Genomic DNA, 18,891 nt, shown 5'->3' on the forward strand with positions numbered 1-18,891 from the left:
GTGAGCACCCCGACGCCCGGCGCGACCCCCTCGACGTCCACGGGCCCGTCGGGTGGCACGTCCCCGGGCGGCGCGTCGTCGGGGGGCGCGTCCCGCACGCCGACGCTCGCGGAGGTCGTCGCGGTGCTCGAGCGGCGCTACCCGGGCCGGACCGCGGTGGCGTGGGACCGCGTGGGCCTCGTCGCCGGGGACCCGGCCGAGCCGGTGCGGCGGGTGCACCTCGCGGTGGACGTGACGGCCGACGTCGTCGACGAGGCGCTCGCGGCCGGTGCCGACCTCCTCGTCGTGCACCACCCCCTGCTGCTGCGCGGCGTGCACGGCGTCGCGGCCGACACCTGGAAGGGCGCCCTGGTGCACCGGCTCGTCCGGGGCGGCGTCGCGCTGCTGACGGCGCACACGAACGCGGACGCCGCCGCCGAGGGCGTGAACGAGGCGCTCGCCCGCGCGATCGGGCTGCGCGACCTGCGCCCGCTCGCCCCCGCACCCGCCGACCCGCTCGACACGCTCGTCGCGTTCGTGCCCGTCGAGGACGCGGACCGGCTCGTCGACGCGCTCGCCGCGGCGGGCGCCGGCGCGCTGGGGGACTACACGCGCTGCGCCTGGACGACGACGGGGACGGGCACCTTCGAGCCGAGCCCGGGTGCCCGACCGGCCCGGGGGGAGGTGGGCCGGCGTGCCGAGGTGGCCGAGGCCCGGGTGGAGATGGTGCTGCCGCGGCACCGGCGGGCGGCCGTCGTGGCGGCCCTGCGCGCCGTCCACCCCTACGAGGAGCCCGCGTTCGACGTCCTGGAGCTCGCCGACCTGCCGGGGTCGACCGGCCTGGGTCGCGTCGGGACGCTGCCCGCGCCGCTGACGCTGGACGCCCTGGCGCGGCGGGTCGCGGAGGCGCTGCCCGGCACGGCCGGCGGCGTGCGGTACGCGGGCGAGCCCGACGGCGAGGTGCGGACGGTCGCCGTGTGCGGCGGGTCGGGCGACAGCCTGCTCGACGAGGTGCGCGCGTCGGGGGCGGACGCCTTCGTCACCGCGGACCTGCGCCACCACCCGGCGTCGGAGGCGCGCGAGCGCGCGCTGTTCGAGGCGCGCACGGGGCGCCGCCCGGCGGCCACCCCGTACCTCGTCGACGCGGCGCACGCCGCGTCGGAGTGGCCGTGGCTGCCGCTCGCCGCGGCGGCGCTGACGGCCGACCTGGCCGGTGCGGGCGCTACGGTGGAGGTCCACGTCAGCACGCTGCGCACCGATCCCTGGACCGCCCGGGTGGACGCGGCACCGGGAGGGACCCTGTGACCACCGCCCCCGTCGCGGACCAGCGACGCCTGCTCGACCTGCAGGCGCTCGACACGCGGCTGGACCAGCTCGCGCACCGCCGGCGCACCCTGCCGGCCCTCGCCCGGCTGGCCGAGCTGGGCACCCAGGTGCAGGACCTGCACGGCGCGCTCGTCACCTCGCGCACCGCGGTGGGGGACCTCCGGCGCGAGGTCGCCAAGGCCGAGGCGGACGTCGCCCAGGTGCGCACCCGTGCCGCGCGCGACCAGGCGCGCCTCGAGTCGGGCGGCGTGGGCGCCAAGGACGCGCAGGCGCTCACGAGCGAGCTGGAGGCGCTCGCCCGCCGCCAGGCGGACCTCGAGGAGGTCGAGCTGGAGGCCATGGAGCGCCTCGAGGCGCACGAGGGCGCGCTGGCGGACCTCACGGCCGCGCACGACGCGCTGACCGAGCAGGTCCGGGTGGTCGAGGCCGAGCGCGACGCGGAGGCCGCGACCATCGACGCCGAGGCCGCCGGCCTGCGGGAGCAGCGCGCCGCGCAGGCCGCGGGGCTGGACGTCGCGCTCGTCGCCCTCTACGAGCGGCTGCGCGCCCAGCTCGGCGGGTCGGGTGCCGCCGCCCTGCGCGGCCGGCGCTGCGAGGGCTGCCGCCTCGAGCTCAACCCCCTGGACCTGGCCGGCATCGCGAAGAGGCCCGCCGACGAGGTCGTGCGGTGCGAGGAGTGCGGGCGCATCCTGGTGCGGCTCGCCCCCGACGAGCCCGCGGCGCCCGGCGTCTCCGGCCGGGCGTGAGCACCCGGCCGCACCCGCGCGGCCGGACGGACGAGGGGGAGCGATGACCGAGGGACCCGCACGCGGCGGCGAGCCGGGACGGCCGTCGGGCGCCAGCCCGCGCTTCGACGAGTCGCAGCCGTGCACGGTCGTGCTCGTCCGGCACGGGCGCACGGCCATGACCGTCAGCCGCGGCTACTCGGGATCGAGCGAGCCCGGTCCGCCGCTCGACGACCACGGGCGGGCGCAGGCGGCGGCCGTCGCCGAGCTCGTCGACCGGGTCGGCCGCGACCTGTGGGGCGACATGCCCTACCCGTCCGAGCTCGTGGCGTCGCCGATGGTGCGGACGCAGGAGACGGCGGGCGTCGTCGCGGCGCGCCTCGGGCTGGAGCCGCGCACCGACGCGACGTTCCAGGAGGCCGACTTCGGCGAGTGGCAGGGGCTGACGGCCGAGGAGATCGAGGCCCGGTGGCCCGGCCGGCTCGAGGCGTGGCACGTGCAGGGCGACCACCGGCCGCCGGGTGGGGAGTCCATCGCCGACGTGGGCCGGCGGCTGCAGGGCGGGCTGGACGCGCTCCTGGCGGCCGGGACGGACCGCACGGTCGTCGTCGTGAGCCACGCCGTGGCCATCCGCGCCGCGCTGGGCACGGCCATGGGCGCGCAGCCCTCGTCGTGGAGCCAGCTCCGCGTGGCCCCCGCCTCGGTGAGCATCATCCGGCTGTACGAGGACCGCCGGCACGAGATCGCGGTCGTCGGGGTGCCGAGCGAGGGCTGGTCGGCGCCGGGGGCCCCGGCCGCCTGAGCCGGGCGGGTCGCCGGGCCGGTCGTGGCGCCGGTCAGCCCGTCAGGGCGAGGGCCAGCACGGCGGCGGCGACGACGGGCGGTGCCAGCAGCAGGCCCTGCCCGACGACGGTCCGCAGGGGTACCGCGAGCAGGACCTGGCGGCAGCGCTGCCACCACAGGATCGTCGCCAGGGAGCCCCACGGCGTCAGCAGCGGCCCGGCCCCCGTGCCGATGAGGACCGCGGCGAGCCGCAGGGGGTCCCCGCCGGCGGCGGGCTCCAGCGCGAGGTAGGCGGGCAGGTTGTTGACGGCGTTGGCCGCCAGTGCTGCGGCCGCCGCCAGGCGCAGGAGCGCACCGAGGTCGTGCCCGTCGCCGGCGAGCGCGGTCAGCGGCGCGGTCGCCCCCGCGAGGTGCGCGGCCTCCACGGCCGCGAACAGCCCGGCCAGCAGCACCAGCGTGCGCCACGGCACGAGCTGCCCGGGCGTGCCGGGGAGGGGTCGCCGGCGCAGGCGGGTCGCGACGAGGAGCGCCACCGCGGCGGCGACGGCGGCGGGCGCGGTCGGCAGCCCCAGGACGAACGCGACGGCCAGCAGCCCGGTCACGACGGCGCTCACGAGCAGGAGCGGGCGGTCGGGCGCCGCCCGCCCCGGCCGGACCTCGTACCGGCCGGCGACCCGGCGGCGGTCCCGCAGCGCCAGCAGGGCGACGGTGACGACGACCGCCACGAGCGCGGGGGCGGCCATGAGCGGCACGTAGGACGTGCCGGTGCTGCCCAGCGCGTGCGCGGCCAGGAGGTTCGTGAGGTTGGCGACGGGCAGCGTGAGGGACGCGGTGTTGGCCAGCGCGAGCACCAGCAGCGCGAACGCCAGGGGGTCGCTGCCGGTGCGTCGTGCGAGCGCGACCACGACCGGCGTGAGCAGCACGGCCGTCGTGTCGAGCGACAGCACGGCGGTCGCCAGGACGGCGAGCACCACGACCAGGCCCCACAGGACCGGCCGCCGGCCGCGTCCCAGCCGTGCCGCCAGGTCCGCGGCCGCGTCGAACAGCCCCGCCGCGGCGCAGAGCTCGGCGAGCAGCGACAGGGCCGCGACGAGCACGAGAACCGGCACGGTCCGGTCGGCGAGCCCGCGCGCGGCGTCGGGCGGCAGCCACCCCGTCAGCAGCAGGACGGGCAGGACGACGAGGGTCGCCGCCCACCACGGCACGGGCCGCCGGGTGCGGCCGCCCGTCATGCCGCGCCGACCACGAGGGTCAGGGTCCGGGGTCCGCGCGCGACGGCCGGGCCCAGCTCGACCCCGAGCACGCCGGGCGTCCCCGCGTCGGCCGGTCCCGGGAGGCGACCGGCGGCGGCGGCCAGCTCGTCGGCGTCCCGGGGCGCGCGGCCGCGCCGGACGAGCAGGTGCCGCACGAGCAGGCCGCGGGCGTGCTTGGCGTGGTGCGAGACGACGGACCGCACGCCCCCGAGGTCCTGCTCCACCCGCACGGTCAGCCACGTGGCGCCGCGCGGCGGGCGCCACGCCGCGGCGTAGGCGGCGGAGCGGACGTCGACGACGAGGCCGGCGCCGGCGTCCTCGTCGAGCGCGGCGGCGTCGAGAACGGGGGCCAGGTGGGGGCGCCAGAAGGACGCCAGCGGACCCGGCCCGGGCAGCACGGTGCCCATCGACAGCCGGTAGGCGGGGACGGGGTCCTCCGGCGTGAGGACGCCGAACAGGGCCGAGACCGTCCGCACGGACGCCGCCGCGCGGGCGCGGGCGCCGCCGGTGAGGCGGTCGAGGCCGGCCGCCGCGTAGAGCACGCCGCTGTACACGCGGCGGGCGGGGCGGCCGGGGCGGTGGCGAGCGCGGTGTTGGCGCGCACCTCGTCGGCCAGCGCGGGACCGGTGCCGAGCACGGCGGCGGCGTCGGGGCGCGCACTGGCCGCGACGAGGGCCGCGAGGACCTCGGCGCGGGCCGGGGTGAGGGCCGGGGCGTGCAGCGCGTCGAGGGCGAGGGGAGGGGCGGGCGCCGCGGGGCGCCGCTTGCCCTCCGACGGGGGCAGCACGAGGAGCACGACGGGAGCGTAGGTGCTCCGTCGGCGGGGCACCGCCGCGCGGACGCGCCCGGGTGCGGAGGTGATCCGCGCACGGGCTAGGCTGGCCGCGCGGATGAGTCGGTCAGGCGGCCGCGTCGGACGGGTGCTCGCACCGGTCCGCCGAGGAACGTCCGGGCTCCGCAGGGCAGGGTGGTGGGTAACGCCCACCCGGGGTGACCCGCGGGACAGTGCCACAGAGAACAGACCGCCTCCCGGTCCCCGGTCCGCCGGGGGCAGGGCGGTAAGGGTGAAACGGTGGTGCAAGAGACCACCAGCGCACCGGGTGACCGGTGCGGCTCGGCAAACCCCACCCGGAGCAAGGCCAGACAGGGAGCGCTCGAGGGCTGCCCGCCCGAGCTCCCGGGTAGGCCGCTGGAGGCGTGCGGCGACGCACGTCGTAGATGGATGGTCGCCACCCGCACCGGGGCAACCGGGTGCGGGGACAGAACCCGGCGTACCGACCGGCTCATCCGCCCCGCACGGGCGCCCGGACGGGCGCCCGTGCGGCCGAGCGCACAGGGCACCTCCGCCGGCACCTCCGCCGGCACCTCCCCGGCACCGGGGCGCCCGCGTCTAGGCTCGTCCGATGCGGGTGTCGGAGCGGGAGCGGGAGCAGGGGCGGACGCGGGTGCGGGAGCGCCTGCTCGTCGGCGTGCTGCTGGTCGTCGTGTCCGGCTTCGCGCTGCTGCTGCTCGCCGGGCACGGTCCGTGGGCCGGGCCGGTGCTCCTCACGATCACGCAGTCGCACGGGATCAACGAGGGCGACGTCGTCGTGGTCGTGGGGTGGCTGGCGGCGGCCGTGTGCGCGGCGCTGCTGCTCCGGCGGCGCTGACCGCCCGCGCGGCCCTCGTCGTGCGGGGTCGGAGGGCCGCGCCTAGCGTCGGAGGGGCCGCGACCAGGCGGCGCGAGACGGAGGCGACCGTGACCGAGTCCGACATCCCCCTGCCCGACGCCGGCGTGACCGGTGAGGACGTGGAGCGCGCCCCCGGGCCGGACAGCGCCCCCGACGCGCTCGGCGACCCCGGCATCGACGAGGTGCGCGCCGAGCGCGAGGACGACGACGCCGTCGCCCGGTCGTTCGGCGAGGAGGGCACCGACACCGACCCCGCCAGCTTCCTGTCGCCCTGAGCCGGCCTCTGCCACGATCGGGGGCATGGCGGGGGGCAGGGGCGCGGGCACGAGCGGGAGCACGCCGCAGGACCGGTTGCTCGCGCGGGTCGAGGCGATGACCGCGCACCACGAGGACCGCGAGACCAAGCGCATGTTCGGCGGGACCGCCGTCATGCTCGACGGCGTCATGGCGGTCGCGGTCATGCGTGACGGGCTGCTCGTGCGCGTGGACCCCGCGCAGGGGCCCGGTCTGCTGGGCGAGCCGGGGACCGAGCCCTTCGTCATGGGTGGCCAGGAGGGCTCCCCGGGCTGGGTCCGCGTGCGGGCGGAGGTGCTGGCCGACGACGACGAGCTCGAGGAGTGGGTCGACCGCGGTGTCGCCCGCGCGCGCGTGCTCGGCGCGCTGCCCGACGCGGGGACGCGCGCGCGCCGACGGCGGGCCGCCCGGTTCTAGGCCGGGGCGCCCGCCGCCCGGCACCTCCGTCGCGCGGGGACGCCCGTCAGCGGCGCTCCTCCTGGTGCACCTGGGCGGCCAGTGCCGCCGCGCCGATGATGCCGGCGTCGTTGCGCAGCGCGGCGGGGACGATCCGCGTCCGCAGGTCCAGCAGGGGCAGGAAGCTCTCGTGCTTCTTGCTCACCCCGCCGCCGACGACGATGAGGTCCGGCCAGAACAGGTTCTCGACCACCGAGAAGTAGCGCTGCAGGCGCTGCGCCCACTGCTCCCAGTCCAGGCCCTCGCGGTCGCGGGCGGAGTCGGCGGCGCGGCTCTCGGCGTCGTGCCCGTCGATCTCGAGGTGGCCGAGCTCCGTGTTGGGCACGAGACGGCCGTCGACGAACAGCGCGCTGCCGATGCCCGTGCCGAGCGTCGCGACGAGCACGACCCCGCGCACGTCCTTCGCCGCACCGTGCTGCACCTCGGCGAAGCCGGCGGCGTCGGCGTCGTTGACGGCCAGCACGTGGCGCCCGGTCGCCTCCGCGACGACGCCTTCCACGTCCGTACCGATCCAGGACTTGTCGACGTTGGCCGCGGACTGCGCCACGCCGTGCAGGATCACCGCGGGGAACGTCACCCCGAGCGGCACGTCGGGCGCGAGGTCGAAGCTCGCGACCACCTCCGCCACCGTCCGCGCGACCGCCTCGGGCGTCGACGGCTGCGGCGTCGGGATGCGGACGCGGTCGCGCTCGAAGGCGCCGGAGGCCACGTCGACCGGCGCGCCCTTGATGCCGCTGCCGCCGATGTCGACGCCGAAGGCCAGCGCGGCCGGGACCGTCGCGGTGTCGAGCGAGCGGCGGTCGTGCTTGTCGGCGCCCTCGTCGTCGTGCCCGTGCCCGTGCCCGTGCCCGTGCCCGTGCCCGTGCCCGTGCCCGTGCCCGTCGTGCTCGTGCTCGTGCTCGCCGTGCCCGTGCTTCTCGTGCTTGTGCTTGTGCTTCTTGTCCTTGCTCATGGCAGCGTCAGGATCTCCGCTCCGTCATCGGTGACCAGAAGGGTGTGCTCGAACTGGGCGCTGCGACGCCCGTCCGCGGTGACCACGGTCCAGCCGTCGTCCCAGGTGCGCCAGTCGGGGGTGCCGAGGTTGAGCATGGGCTCGATGGTGAAGACCATGCCCGGCTCGATGACGCGGTCGTACGCGGGGGCGGCGTCGTAGTGCGGGACGACCAGCCCCGTGTGGAACGCGGGCCCCACCCCGTGGCCGGTGTAGTCCCGCACCACGCCGTAGCCGAACCGCGCGGCGTACCGCTCGATGACGCGGCCGATGACGTTGACCTCGCGGCCGGGGCGGACCGCGCCGATGGCCCGGCGCAGCGCCTCGGCGGTCCGCTCGACGAGGAGCGCCGTCTCCTCGTCGACCTCGCCCACCGCGTACGTGGCGTTCGTGTCGCCGTGGACGCCGCCGACGAAGGCGGTGACGTCGACGTTGACGACGTCGCCCTCCTGCAGGACCGTCGAGTCGGGGATGCCGTGGCAGATCACCTCGTTGACGGACGTGCACAGCGACTTGGGGAAGCCGCGGTAGCCCAGCGTCGAGGGGTACGCGCCGTGGTCGAGGAGGAACTCGTGCCCCACCCGGTCCAGCTCGTCGGTCGTGACGCCGGGCGCGACGTGCCGACCGACCTCGGCCAGCGCCTGCGCCGCGAGCCGCGACGCCACCCGCACGCGTTCGACGGTGCCGGCGTCGAGGACGTCGCTGCCGGTCCACGGCTGCGGGGCGGGGCGGCCGACGTACTCGGGGCGGGCGATCTGCGGCGGCACCGGCCGACGGGGCGAGACGACCCCGGGCGTGAGGGCCGCGCGCGGCGCGTGGACGGGCATGGTGGCAGTCTAGGGACGCCGACCAGCGCAGGGACGACGAGAGGGGCCGCGACGTGGCGGACGGGTACTGGTACAACACGCGGACGCACGAGGTCGAGGAGGGCCGCCAGAGCGACTGGTCGCACCTCATGGGTCCCTACGCCACGCGCGAGGAGGCCGCGAAGGCGCTCGAGACGGCGAAGGCGCGCACGCAGGCGTGGGACGACGAGGACGCGCAGCGCTCCTGACCTCCCCAGCGCCCTGCGGCGCCTCAGCGGTCCGTGAGCGCGAGCTCGGCGGTCCCGAGGGCCCGGGCGCGCGCCTCGCGGTCGGCCCTGCGGCGCAGCCGGGCGACGTCGTCGCCCGCGCCGGTCAGCAGCGCCGACACCGCGCCGGCCAGCCGCACGTCGCCCGCGGCGTGCTCCTCCGCGAGCACGTCCAGCCCCGCCGCCGCCGCCTCGAGCCTGCCCAGCACGAGGACGAGTCCCGGGTCCGTCGCCAGGCGGCGGTCGTCCAGCGCGTCGGCCAGCGCGCGCAGGCGGGGGGCGAGCAGCGGCGTCGCGGCCGCCGCCCGTCGCCGCAGCCCGCGCGCGAGGGCGGCACGGCGGGCGCGCTCGCGGGCGGCACGACCCAGCCGGGCAGCACCGGCCCCCGGGACGGCGGCGAGGACGTGCGCCACCACGCCCGGCCACCACGACCGGCGCAGGGGCCAGGCGCCGGCGGCGGCACCGAGGACCTCGAGCGCGGCGAGCAGCGCGGCGGCCGCCGCCTGCTCCGGGACCCGGTCGAGGGCCGGGACGGTGGCGACGAGTGCAGCCGCGCCGAGGAGCGCCGCGGAGGCCAGGCGCCGCCCGTCGTCGCCCGCGGCGGCCGCGCTGCCGTGCGGGCCCGGTCCGGACCCCAGCGAGGCCAGCAGCGGGACGAGGCCGGCGGCGAGGAGCAGCACGGCGGGCACCAGCGACACGTCCATGGTCCCCTCCACGGCGGCGGGCCCGCGGTGCGGCGCGGGTCGTCGACGAGGTCCGCGGTCCTGGCCCGATCCTGGCAGGGGTGCGCCTCCCCGTCACCCCGATGCCGGGCCGACGTCGACCCGCGGCCTCAGGTGCGGGCGCGCAGGCGCGCGAGCACGGGTCGGTGGTCGGACCCGCCGGTAGCCGGCAGCACCCGCACCGACAGCACCCGCCAGGCCCGCGGGTCGACGAGCACGTGGTCGATCGGTGCCGACCACCACGAGGCGGCCCACGCGGGCCACGTCCCGGCGGTCGCGGCGCCGACGGCCCGCGCCGCGTCCACCGCCGGCTCCCACCGCCGCATCCACGGGTGGTCGAGCGTGGCGTTGAGGTCGCCGGCGAGCACGAGACCGGGCTCGCCGCGCCACCGCTCGACGAGCGCCCGCCCCTCGGACCGCCAGGCGGCCAGCAGGCGCAGGGCCCCCGGCGCCTCGGGGTGCGCGGCGACGACGAGCGGCACCGGCGAGCCGGGGTCCTGCGCACGGGCGGCGAGCCCGCCCATCGCCCCGGGGATGGTCTCGACCGCGCGCGGCCCGAGCCGCTCGGCCAGCAGCAGGGCCGTCGGGCCGGACCGGCGCCCGTCCGCGACGAGGCACCGCACGGGCCACCCGCGGTCGGCGAGCACCGCGGCCGCCGCACCCGCGGTGGCGCGGGTCGTCTCGGGCAGCACGGCCACGTCCGCCCCGTGCGCGACGACGAGGTCGGCCAGCACCGCGGCCGGCACGACCTCGAGCGTGTTGAACGCCAGCACCGTCAGGTCGGCGACGGCGTCGTCGCCGGGCCCCGGCCCGTGCCCGGGCAGCGGACGGCGGCGCGCGGCGAGCACCGGCACGTGCGCCAGGCCGCCGACGACGAGCCCGGCCCCCACGCCCCGCAGGACCTCCCGCCCGCCGGCGGGGCCCGCATCTGGCGCGCGTCCGCGACCGGCGACGAGCAGCGCCGCCCCGACGACGACCTGCCCCAGTGCGAGCGGGACGCGGAAGGCCAGCGCGTGCGCGAGCCCGGCCCGACCCGCGCCGACGCCGGCGGCGAGCGCCACCGGACCGGCCGCCACCGCCGCCGCCACGAGGGCGGCCCGCCGCGCCACGAGGGCGGCTACCGCTCGAACGTGTGCTCGGGACCGGGGAAGCCGCCGTCCCGCACGGCCGCCGCGTAGGCCTCCGCCGCGGCGGTCAGCGCGGCGCCCACCTCGCCGAAGCGCCGGGCGAAGCGCGGGCTCCACCCCGTCATCCCGGCCATGTCGGTCCAGACGAGCACCTGCCCGTCGCACGCCGCGCCGGCGCCGATGCCGATGGTCGGGACCTCGAGCACCTCGGTGACGCGGGCCGCGACGGGCGCGGGGACCATCTCGAGGACGACCGCGACCGCGCCCGCCTCCTGCAGCGCCAGTGCGTCGGCGGTGAGGCGGTCCGCGGCCTCCTGCCCGCGGCCCTGCACGCGCGGGCCGCCCAGCAGGTGCTCGGACTGCGGCGTGAAGCCCAGGTGCCCGACGACCGGCACGCCGGCCCCCGTGAGCGCCTCGACCTGCGGCACGATCCGCGTGCCGCCCTCGATCTTCACCGCGGCGACGCCGGCCTCCTTGAGCATCCGCACGCCCGAGGCCAGGGCCTGCGCCGGCCCGGCCTCGTAGGAGCCGAAGGGCAGGTCCGCCACGACGAGGGCGCGTCGTGTCGCCCCGGCGACGGACCGGGCCGCGACGACGAGCTCGTCGAGCGTCACCGGCAGGGTCGTCGCGTGCCCGTGCATCGTGTTGCCGATGGAGTCGCCCACGAGCAGCAGGTCCAGCCCGGCCTCGTCGAAGAGACGGGCCGTCACCGCGTCGTAGGCCGTCAGCATCGTCAGCCGTCGGCCCTCGGCCTTGGCCTGGCGCAGGTGGTGCACGCGCACCCGGCGCGGCGGTGCGGTGGCGCCCGCCCCGCCCGCCCCGCTCGTCGTGCCCTCGCTCATCGGCCCATCTCCTCGCGCCAGCGCGTCGTCACCGGCAGCCGCCGGTCGCGCCCGAACGCCAGGGCCGTCACCTTCGGCCCCAGCGGGTACTGCCGCCGCTTCCACTCGGCGCGGTCGACCAGCGTGACGACCCGGTCCACCATGTCCGCCTCGAACCCGCGGGCCAGCAGCTCGTCGCGCCCCTCGGCGTGCTCGACGTACGCGTCGAGCAGCCGGTCGAGCACGTCGTACGGCGGCAGCGAGTCCTGGTCGACCTGGCCCGGCCGCAGCTCGGCCGACGGCGGCTTCGTGATGGACGACTCCGGGATCGGCGCCAGCTCGTCCGGCCGGAAGCGCGCGTCGAGAGCGGCGTGGTTGCGCCAGCGCGCCAGCGACCACACGCGCGACTTGTCGACGTCCTTGAGCGGCGCGTACCCGCCCACCGCGTCGCCGTAGATCGTCGAGTACCCGACGGCCAGCTCCGTCTTGTTGCCCGTGGCGAGCACGAGGTGCCCCTCGGCGTTGGACAGCGCCATGAGGATCACGCCGCGGACGCGGGCCTGCAGGTTCTCCTCCGCGAGCCCCTCGAGGTGCATCTGCCCCTGGAACGCCTCGACCATCGGCGCGATGGGCTGGACCCGGTAGTCCGCGCCGATCCGGGCGGCGAGGTCGGCGGCGTCGTCCTTCGAGTGCTCCGAGGAGTACACGGACGGCATCGACACCCCGACCACGTGCTCCCCGCCGATCGCGTCGGCGGCGATCGCGGCGACGAGCGCCGAGTCGATGCCGCCCGACAGGCCGAGCGCCACGGACCGGAACCCGTTCTTGCGCACGTACCCCGCCAGGCCGGTGACCAGCGCGCGGTACACCGCCTCGTCGGGCGTCAGGTCGGGCACCTGCGGGCCGTCCGCGAGGGGCTCGCCCGCCTCGGGCAGGTCCCACACCAGCAGGTGCTCGACGAACTGCGGCGCGCTGGCCAGGATCCGCCCGTCCGGCCCGACGACGAACGACCCGCCGTCGAAGACGAGGTCGTCCTGCCCGCCGACGAGGTTCGTGTAGACCAGCGGCGCCCCGAGCTGCTGCGCCCGCCGCGCGGCCAGCGCCGTGCGCACGTCGGTCTTGCCCTCCTCGAAGGGGGACGCGTTCGGCACGACGAGGACGTCGACGCCGACCTCGGCCAGCCGGGCCACGGGGCCGCCCTCCTGCCAGATGTCCTCGCAGATGACCAGGCCCACGCGCCGGCCGTCCACCTCGAGCACGCAGTCCTCGTCGCCCGGGGTGAAGACGCGGAACTCGTCGAAGACCCCGTAGTTCGGCAGGTGGTGCTTGTCGTACGTCCGCAGCACCTCGCCGCGGTGCAGCACCGCCGCGCGGTTCGTCGGGCGCTCCGGTGCGCCCTCGTGCTCCCGGGCGGTCTTCTCCCCGATGGTGCCGACGACGACGACGAGCTCGCCCAGGCCCTCGTCGGCGAGCGCGGCCGCCACGCGGTCCACGGCGGCCGCCGTCGCGGCGCGGAAGGAGTGCCGCAGGGCCAGGTCCTCCACCGGGTAGCCGGTCATCGCCATCTCCGGGAGCACGACGAGGCGCGCGCCGGCCGCGTGCGCCGCCCGGCACGCGTCGAGCACCGTCGTCGCGTTGCGGGCCAGGTCGCCCAGCCACGTGTCGACCTGGGCCAGGGCGATGCGCAGTCCTGCCATGCCCGCGAGCCTAGCCACGACCACCGCCGTCACGACGACCGACGTCACGACCACCGACGTCACGACGACCGACGTCACGACCACCGACGCCACGACCACCGACGCCACGACCACCGACGCCGCGCCGCGGCGCCCGGCAGCGCGTCGCATCGGGCAGGATGACCCCCATGGACAGGCAGCAGGAGTTCGTGCTCCGCGCGGTCGAGGAGCGCGACATCCGCTTCATCCGCCTCTGGTTCACCGACGTGCTCGGTGTGCTGAAGTCGGTGGCGGTCGCCCCGGCCGAGCTCGAGTCGGCGTTCGCGGAGGGCATCGGCTTCGACGGCTCGGCCATCGAGGGCCTCACCCGGGTCTACGAGGCCGACATGATCGCTCGCCCGGACCCCACGACGTTCCAGGTGCTGCCCTGGCGGGGGGAGCGGCACGGCACCGCCAGCATGTTCTGCGACCTGCTCAACCCCGACGGCGAGCCCTCGTCGGCGGACTCCCGGCAGGTGCTCAAGCGCGCGCTGGCGAAGGCGAGCGACGCGGGGTTCACCTTCTACACGCACCCCGAGGTGGAGTTCTACCTCTTCGAGGCGCCGGCGGACCCGTCGCGGCCGCTCGTGCCGGTGGACCAGGGCGGGTACTTCGACCACGTGCCGCGCGGCACGGCGCACGACTTCCGGCGCGCCGTCATCACCATGCTGGAGTCCATGGGCATCTCGGTGGAGTTCTCCCACCACGAGGCGGGCCCGGGCCAGAACGAGATCGACCTGCGCTACGCCGACGCGCTGAGCACGGCCGACAACATCATGACGTTCCGGACGGTGGTCAAGGAGATCGCCCTCGAGCAGGGCGTCTTCGCCTCCTTCATGCCCAAGCCGCTGGCCGACCAGCCGGGGTCCGGCATGCACACGCACCTGTCCCTCTTCGAGGGCGACCGCAACGCCTTCCACGAGCCGGGCAACGAGCTCGAGCTGTCGAAGACAGGTCGGGCCTTCATCGCCGGCATCCTGCGCCACGCCGCGGAGATCGCGGCGGTGACGAACCAGTTCACGAACTCCTACAAGCGCCTGTGGGGCGGCAGCGAGGCGCCGTCCTACGTCTGCTGGGGCCACAACAACCGCTCGGCGCTGGTCCGCGTCCCGCTGTACAAGCCGGGCAAGGGCAACTCCAGCCGCATCGAGTACCGCGGCCTGGACTCGGCGACGAACCCGTACCTCGCCTTCGCCGTGCTGCTGGCCGCCGGGCTCAAGGGCGTCGAGGAGGGCTACGCGCTGCCCGACGGGGCCGAGGACGACGTGTGGGAGCTGACCGACGCGGAGCGCCGGGCCATGGGGATCGAGCCGCTGCCGTCCTCGCTCGAGGCGTCGCTGGGCGTCATGGAGCGGTCCGAGCTCGTGGCCGAGACGCTGGGCGAGCACGTCTTCGACTACTTCCTGCGCAACAAGCGCCAGGAGTGGAAGGAGTACAGCGCCCAGGTGACGCCGTACGAGCTGCAGCGCTTCCTGCCCCGCCTGTGACGTGACCGCGACCCCACCCCGGCGCCCGTCGTGAGCACCACCCCCGCCGCACCGGCGGCCCCGGCCGGCCGCGAGCGGACGCTGCCGGCCCGCCTGACGCGGGCGGGCGTGGCGGACACGCCCCGGGCGCTGCGGCTGCTGGCCGACGCCGCGCTCGTCGAGGTCCTGCCCGACCCGGAGCCGTGGCTGCCCGGTGCGCTCACCGAGGTCGCGGACCCCGACGGGGCGCTGCTCGCGCTGGCCAAGATCGCCGGCGCGGCCGGCCGGACACCCGCGCACCGCCGGCTGCTGGCCGAGGTGCTCGGGGCGGAGGGACCGGCACGGCGGCGCCTGCTGGCCGTGGTGGGGGCGTCGGCCGCGCTGGGGGACTGGCTGGCCGCGCACCCGGAGGACCTCGCGGTGGTGGCCGACCCGACCCCGGGGACGGCGGTTCCCGTGGCGGCCGTCCGGGCGGAGCTGCTCACCGCCGTGGGCGCCGACCCCGCGGCGGACGTCCCGGTGGCCGCGCGCGGCGGCGCCGAGGGGACCGACGCGATGCGCCGGGCCTACCGGAGCCGGCTGCTGCGCATCGCCGCGACGGACGTGTCCGGCGCCGACCTGCTCACGCCGATGCCCGCGGTCGCGGCGGCCCTGGCGGACCTCGCCGCGGCGGCGCTCGAGGCGGCGCTGGCCGTGGCCCGCGCCGACCTGCCCGACCACGGCGCCGGCGTGCGGCTGTCGGTCATCGGCATGGGCAAGACGGGTGGGCGGGAGCTCAACTACGTGTCCGACGTGGACGTCGTCTACGTCGCCGAGCCGGTCCAGGGCGTCCCGGAGGACGAGGCGCTGGCCGTGGGGGCGCGCCTGGCCGCCGGGCTCGCGCGGGTCTGCTCCGTCCCCGCGGGGGAGCCGGCGCTGTGGCCGGTCGACGCCGCCCTGCGGCCCGAGGGCAAGAACGGCCCGCTCGTGCGCACGCTCGCCTCGCACCGGGCCTACTACGAGCGCTGGGCGCAGTCGTGGGAGTTCCAGGCCCTGCTCAAGGCGCGTCCGCTGGCCGGGGACCGCGAGCTCGGGGCCGCCTACCTCGCGACGGTCGCCCCCTTCGTGTGGTCGGCCTCGCAGCGCGACCGGTTCGTCGAGGACTCCCAGGCCATGCGGCGCCGCGTGGAGGAGCACGTGCCCCGGGCCGAGGCCGACCGGCAGATCAAGCTCGCTGCCGGCGGCCTGCGCGACGTGGAGTTCACCGTCCAGCTGCTGCAGCTCGTGCACGGGCGGACGGACCCGACGCTGCGCTCGGGGAGCACGCTGACCGCGCTCGCGGACCTCGCCGCCGGGGGCTACGTCGGGCGCGAGCACGCGGCCCGCCTGGCCGTGCACTACCGGTTCCTGCGCGTCATGGAGCACCGCCTCCAGCTGCACCGGCTGCGCCGCACGCACCTGCTGCCCACGGCCGAGGCCGACCTGCGGCGGCTGGCCCGGTCCGTCGGGCTGCGGACCGAGGGCGTGGAGGGGTTGCTGGAGCGGTGGCGGTCCGTGCGCCGCGACGTGCGGCACCTGCACGAGGAGCTGTTCTACCGGCCGCTGCTGCCCGCGACGGCCCGGCTGTCGACCGCCGACGCGGCGCTCGCCCCCGAGGCGGCCCGCGAGCGGCTGGCGGCGGTCGGCTACCGGGACCCCGTCGGCGCCCAGCGCCACCTCGCGGCCCTCACGGACGGCGTCTCCCGTCGCGCCTCGATCCAGCGTCAGCTCCTGCCGGTGATGATCGGGTGGTTCGCCGACGGGCCGGACCCCGACGGCGGCCTGCTCGCGTTCCGCCGGCTGTCGGAGTCCCTGGGTGGCACGCACTGGTACCTGAAGATGCTGCGCGACTCGGGGACCGCGGCGCGGCGCCTCGCGCGGGTGCTGTCGACGTCGCGGTACGTCGCGGACGGCCTGGCGCGGTCGCCGGAGTCCGTGGCGTGGCTCGGCCACGACGGGGACCTCGAGCCGCGCACCGACCGGCTGGCCGCCGAGGCCGACGCGGTGCTCACGCGTGCCGTCGAGGTCGAGCCGGCCATGACGGCCCTGCGGGCGCTGCGGCGCCGGGAGCTCGTCCGCACGGCCGCGGCGGACGTCCTCGGTACGGTCGACGGGACGGCGGTGGCCGGCACGGGCGCGGCGCGGAGCATCACCGCGACGGCCGACGTGCTGCTGGCCGGCGCCCTGCGCGTCGCGCTCGCGCGGGTCCGGTCCGAGCGGGGGCGTGCCGTGGACGGCTCGGACGACCCCGCGCGTCTGCTCGTCGTCGCCATGGGGCGGCTCGGCGGGCGTGAGATGGGCTACGCCTCGGACGCGGACGTGCTGTTCGTCCACGAGCCGACGGGCGACGACGAGGGGTCGGCGCAGGAGTTCGCGCTGGGCGTGGCGACCGCCCTGCGGCAGATGGTCGGCTCGTTGGGGCCGGAGCCCGCGCTCGCGGTGGACGCGGACCTGCGCCCCGAGGGCCGCAACGGCCCGCTCGTGCGCTCCCTGCGCTCCTACGCCGAGTACTACGGCCGCTGGTCCTCGCCCTGGGAGGCGCAGGCGCTGCTGCGCGCGCGGCCCGTCGCGGGCGACGAGGGGCTCGGCGAGCGGTTCGTCGCCCTCGTCGACCCCGTGCGGTACCCCGCGGACGGGCTGGACCCCGCCCACCTGCGCGAGATCCGCCGCATCAAGGCGCGGGTGGAGTCCGAGCGGCTGCCGCGCGGCCAGGACCCGACCCGGCACCTGAAGCTCGGTCGCGGCGGCATCGCCGACGTCGAGTGGACGGCCCAGCTCCTCCAGCTGCAGCACGCGCACGCCCGACCGGCCCTGCGGACCACCGGCACGCTCGAGGCGCTCGACGCCGCGCGGGCGGCCGGGCTGCTCGCCGAGGAGGACGAGACCCTGCTGCGCGAGGCGTGGCTCCTGGCCTCCCGGCTGCGGGACGCCGCCGTGCTGTGGTCGGGGCGGACCGACGCCGCGGTGGCGGACGTCCTGCCGCACGACCACACCGCGCTCGCCGGGCTCGCGCGTGTGTGCGGCTACCCGCCGGGGTCGGGCGCGCGCCTCGAGGAGGACTACCTGCGCACGGCACGGCGGGCGCGGGCGGTCGTCGAGCGGCTCTTCTACGGCTGAGCGCCGGGGGCCGGCGCGTCCTCCGCGGCCGCTCGGGCCGCCTCCCGGCGGGCGGCCTGCTCGGCGCGCTCGCGCTGGGTGCCGGCGTCCTCCTCCAGCAGGGTCGGGTCGACGAGCTCGTGCCGGCGCACGTACGTCGACGACACCGCCTGGATCGTCGCCGCGGCGGGCAGCGACAGGAACGCACCCAGCGCGCCGAAGACGGCGCCGAACGCGAGGACGGACAGGAACGCCACCGCGGGGTTGATGTCGAGCGACCGCTGCGACAGCCGGGGGGACAGGACGACGTTCTCGAGCTGCTGGTAGGCGACGAGGAACCCGACGACGAGCAGCGCCGTCAGGGGCGAGACCGTCAGCGCCACGAGGACCGGCAGCGCACCGCCGATGTACGTGCCGATCGTCGGGACGAACTGCGAGACCAGGCCGGTGAAGACGGACATCGGCAGCGCGTAGGGCACCCGCAGGGCCGTCAGCACGGCGAAGGTCGCGACCGAGGAGATCGCGGCCAGCGCCACCCGGGAGACGAGGAAGCCCGCGACCTTCTCCTGCGACACCTCCCACAGCCGCAGCAGCTCGCGCTGGCGCGCCGGGACGAAGAACCGCAGGACGGCCGCCCGGAACCGGGGCCCGGACGCGGTCATGTAGTAGGTGACGAGCAGCACCGCGGAGGCGTTGAACAGGAACCCAGCCAGCGACGAGCCGACCCCCAGCAGCCCCGGGGCCAGCGTCTGCCAGCGGGACGCGACCGTCGCCAGGAGCGCGTCCACCGCGGGCAGCTGCAGGTCGAAGCGGCGGTCGGCGAGCGCGACGAGGTCGGCGTACAGGGCGGGCAGCGACTGCACGAGCGCGACGAGCTGCTCGACGAAGAGGTTGCCGAACAGCGCCAGCACCGCGGCGACCGCCAGCGCCGTGCCGAGCATGACGGCGCCCGTGGCCAGGCCCCGCCGCCAGCGGTGCCGCACGAGCCACGCCACGGCGGGCTCGAGCGCGAGGGACAGGAACCACGAGACGACGACGATCGTCAGGACGTTGCCGAGCTGGCCGAGCGCGCGCCAGACGAGGAGCCCGGCGAAGACCGCGACGACGGCCATGACGAGGGCGCGCGGCAGCCACGCCGGCGGACGGCGGGCCTCGAGCACGCGGCGCGCGAGCGCGGGGGAGGAGACCGCTGTGGAGCCGGTACGTCCCGTGCCGGCCCCGGGACCGGTGCCTGGACGGGCCGGGGTGCTCATGACCGTGACCGTAGCGCCCGACGTGCCGGGACGGCGGCGGTGCGCCGCGTCAGCGCCCCACCGCGTACGCCTGCATCGACCGGCTGGTGGCCGCGGCGCGCAGCATGCCGTCGGGCCGGGTGCC

The 18,891-nt window shown here is 77.4% G+C and carries 18 protein-coding genes and 1 other RNA gene; 10 read left to right on the forward strand and 9 right to left on the reverse strand.

Annotation, left to right across the window (positions count from 1 at the left end):
* From AC2TDM_RS07365 to AC2TDM_RS07375, 3 genes are read left to right on the forward strand one after another with little or no spacing between them, the layout of a single operon-like run.
* A complete protein-coding gene (locus tag AC2TDM_RS07365; protein WP_090030605.1) occupies window positions 1–1,284 on the forward strand; it encodes a Nif3-like dinuclear metal center hexameric protein in 1,284 nt (427 codons plus the stop codon).
* Entirely contained in the window at window positions 1,281–2,051 is a 771-nt protein-coding gene (locus AC2TDM_RS07370) for a zinc ribbon domain-containing protein (protein ID WP_090030607.1), read from the forward strand. The genes AC2TDM_RS07365 and AC2TDM_RS07370 overlap by 4 nt, the downstream gene beginning before the upstream one ends.
* Before the next feature lie 43 nt (window positions 2,052–2,094).
* Window positions 2,095–2,832 (forward strand): histidine phosphatase family protein, encoded by a 738-nt coding sequence (locus AC2TDM_RS07375; RefSeq protein WP_484636241.1) that lies wholly within the window; start codon window positions 2,095–2,097, stop codon window positions 2,830–2,832.
* A gap of 34 nt (window positions 2,833–2,866) precedes the next feature.
* Here the strand turns inward: AC2TDM_RS07375 and AC2TDM_RS07380 are convergent, their stop codons facing one another.
* Both AC2TDM_RS07380 and AC2TDM_RS07385 read right to left on the reverse strand, forming a co-directional pair.
* Window positions 2,867–4,045, reverse strand: a complete 1,179-nt coding sequence (locus AC2TDM_RS07380; RefSeq protein ID WP_484636242.1) for an SLC13 family permease — start codon at window positions 4,043–4,045, stop codon at window positions 2,867–2,869.
* A complete protein-coding gene (locus AC2TDM_RS07385) occupies window positions 4,042–4,620 on the reverse strand; it encodes a YaaA family protein (RefSeq protein ID WP_484636243.1) in 579 nt (192 codons plus the stop codon). Before AC2TDM_RS07385 ends, AC2TDM_RS07380 begins: the two co-directional genes overlap by 4 nt.
* Window positions 4,621–4,957: 337 nt before the next feature.
* On the opposite strand from AC2TDM_RS07385, the gene rnpB reads away from it, so the two are divergent.
* The 4 genes from rnpB to AC2TDM_RS07405 all read left to right on the forward strand — a co-directional run bounded on the left by rnpB (window position 4,958) and on the right by AC2TDM_RS07405 (window position 6,447).
* Window positions 4,958–5,356, forward strand: an RNA gene (gene rnpB, locus AC2TDM_RS07390) — RNase P RNA component class A.
* A 113-nt stretch (window positions 5,357–5,469) separates the two neighbouring features.
* Window positions 5,470–5,715 carry a hypothetical protein gene (locus AC2TDM_RS07395; RefSeq protein WP_484636244.1) on the forward strand — a complete coding sequence of 82 codons (246 nt, stop codon included), beginning with the start codon at window positions 5,470–5,472 and terminating at the stop codon, window positions 5,713–5,715.
* A gap of 89 nt (window positions 5,716–5,804) precedes the next feature.
* On the forward strand, window positions 5,805–6,011 hold the full coding sequence (locus tag AC2TDM_RS07400) for a hypothetical protein (RefSeq protein WP_484636245.1): 207 nt from the start codon (window positions 5,805–5,807) through the stop codon (window positions 6,009–6,011).
* 25 nt (window positions 6,012–6,036) lie between these two features.
* Window positions 6,037–6,447: a TfoX/Sxy family protein gene (locus AC2TDM_RS07405; protein WP_484636246.1), complete on the forward strand. Its 411-nt coding sequence runs from the start codon at window positions 6,037–6,039 to the stop codon at window positions 6,445–6,447.
* Window positions 6,448–6,493: 46 nt separating this feature from the next.
* On the opposite strand, the gene ppgK is transcribed toward AC2TDM_RS07405, so the two are convergent.
* Window positions 6,494–7,438 (reverse strand): polyphosphate--glucose phosphotransferase, encoded by a 945-nt coding sequence (gene ppgK / locus AC2TDM_RS07410; RefSeq protein ID WP_484636247.1) that lies wholly within the window; start codon window positions 7,436–7,438, stop codon window positions 6,494–6,496.
* A complete protein-coding gene (gene map / locus AC2TDM_RS07415) occupies window positions 7,435–8,304 on the reverse strand; it encodes a type I methionyl aminopeptidase (protein ID WP_090030616.1) in 870 nt (289 codons plus the stop codon). Before map ends, ppgK begins: the two co-directional genes overlap by 4 nt.
* A gap of 53 nt (window positions 8,305–8,357) precedes the next feature.
* Here map and AC2TDM_RS07420 point away from each other — a divergent pair, with 53 nt between their 5' ends.
* On the forward strand, window positions 8,358–8,531 hold the full coding sequence (locus AC2TDM_RS07420) for an SPOR domain-containing protein (protein WP_484636248.1): 174 nt from the start codon (window positions 8,358–8,360) through the stop codon (window positions 8,529–8,531).
* 23 nt (window positions 8,532–8,554) lie between these two features.
* Here the strand turns inward: AC2TDM_RS07420 and AC2TDM_RS07425 are convergent, their stop codons facing one another.
* The 4 genes from AC2TDM_RS07425 to AC2TDM_RS07440 all read right to left on the reverse strand — a co-directional run bounded on the left by AC2TDM_RS07425 (window position 8,555) and on the right by AC2TDM_RS07440 (window position 13,066).
* Complete coding sequence (locus tag AC2TDM_RS07425) at window positions 8,555–9,253, reverse strand: hypothetical protein (protein WP_484636249.1); 699 nt, start codon at window positions 9,251–9,253, stop codon at window positions 8,555–8,557.
* Window positions 9,254–9,381: 128 nt separating this feature from the next.
* The gene (locus AC2TDM_RS07430; protein WP_484636250.1) at window positions 9,382–10,380 is read right to left on the reverse strand and encodes an endonuclease/exonuclease/phosphatase family protein; all 999 of its coding nucleotides are present in this window, start codon (window positions 10,378–10,380) and stop codon (window positions 9,382–9,384) included.
* Between the two features lie 8 nt (window positions 10,381–10,388).
* Entirely contained in the window at window positions 10,389–11,240 is an 852-nt protein-coding gene (gene panB, locus AC2TDM_RS07435) for a 3-methyl-2-oxobutanoate hydroxymethyltransferase (protein ID WP_090030624.1), read from the reverse strand.
* The gene (locus AC2TDM_RS07440) at window positions 11,237–13,066 is read right to left on the reverse strand and encodes an NAD+ synthase (RefSeq protein WP_308439460.1); all 1,830 of its coding nucleotides are present in this window, start codon (window positions 13,064–13,066) and stop codon (window positions 11,237–11,239) included. Before AC2TDM_RS07440 ends, panB begins: the two co-directional genes overlap by 4 nt.
* Window positions 13,067–13,083: 17 nt before the next feature.
* On the opposite strand from AC2TDM_RS07440, the gene glnA reads away from it, so the two are divergent.
* Window positions 13,084–14,421 carry a type I glutamate--ammonia ligase gene (gene glnA / locus AC2TDM_RS07445; protein WP_090030626.1) on the forward strand — a complete coding sequence of 446 codons (1,338 nt, stop codon included), beginning with the start codon at window positions 13,084–13,086 and terminating at the stop codon, window positions 14,419–14,421.
* Between the two features lie 30 nt (window positions 14,422–14,451).
* Window positions 14,452–17,535: a bifunctional [glutamine synthetase] adenylyltransferase/[glutamine synthetase]-adenylyl-L-tyrosine phosphorylase gene (locus AC2TDM_RS07450; protein WP_090030628.1), complete on the forward strand. Its 3,084-nt coding sequence runs from the start codon at window positions 14,452–14,454 to the stop codon at window positions 17,533–17,535.
* Here the strand turns inward: AC2TDM_RS07450 and AC2TDM_RS07455 are convergent.
* Window positions 17,526–18,767, reverse strand: a complete 1,242-nt coding sequence (locus AC2TDM_RS07455) for an AI-2E family transporter (RefSeq protein WP_090030630.1) — start codon at window positions 18,765–18,767, stop codon at window positions 17,526–17,528. The two genes, AC2TDM_RS07450 and AC2TDM_RS07455, sit on opposite strands and share 10 nt — an antisense overlap.
* Window positions 18,768–18,891: the final 124 nt, after the last annotated feature.

The organism is Cellulomonas sp. plas2, assembly GCF_057221735.1.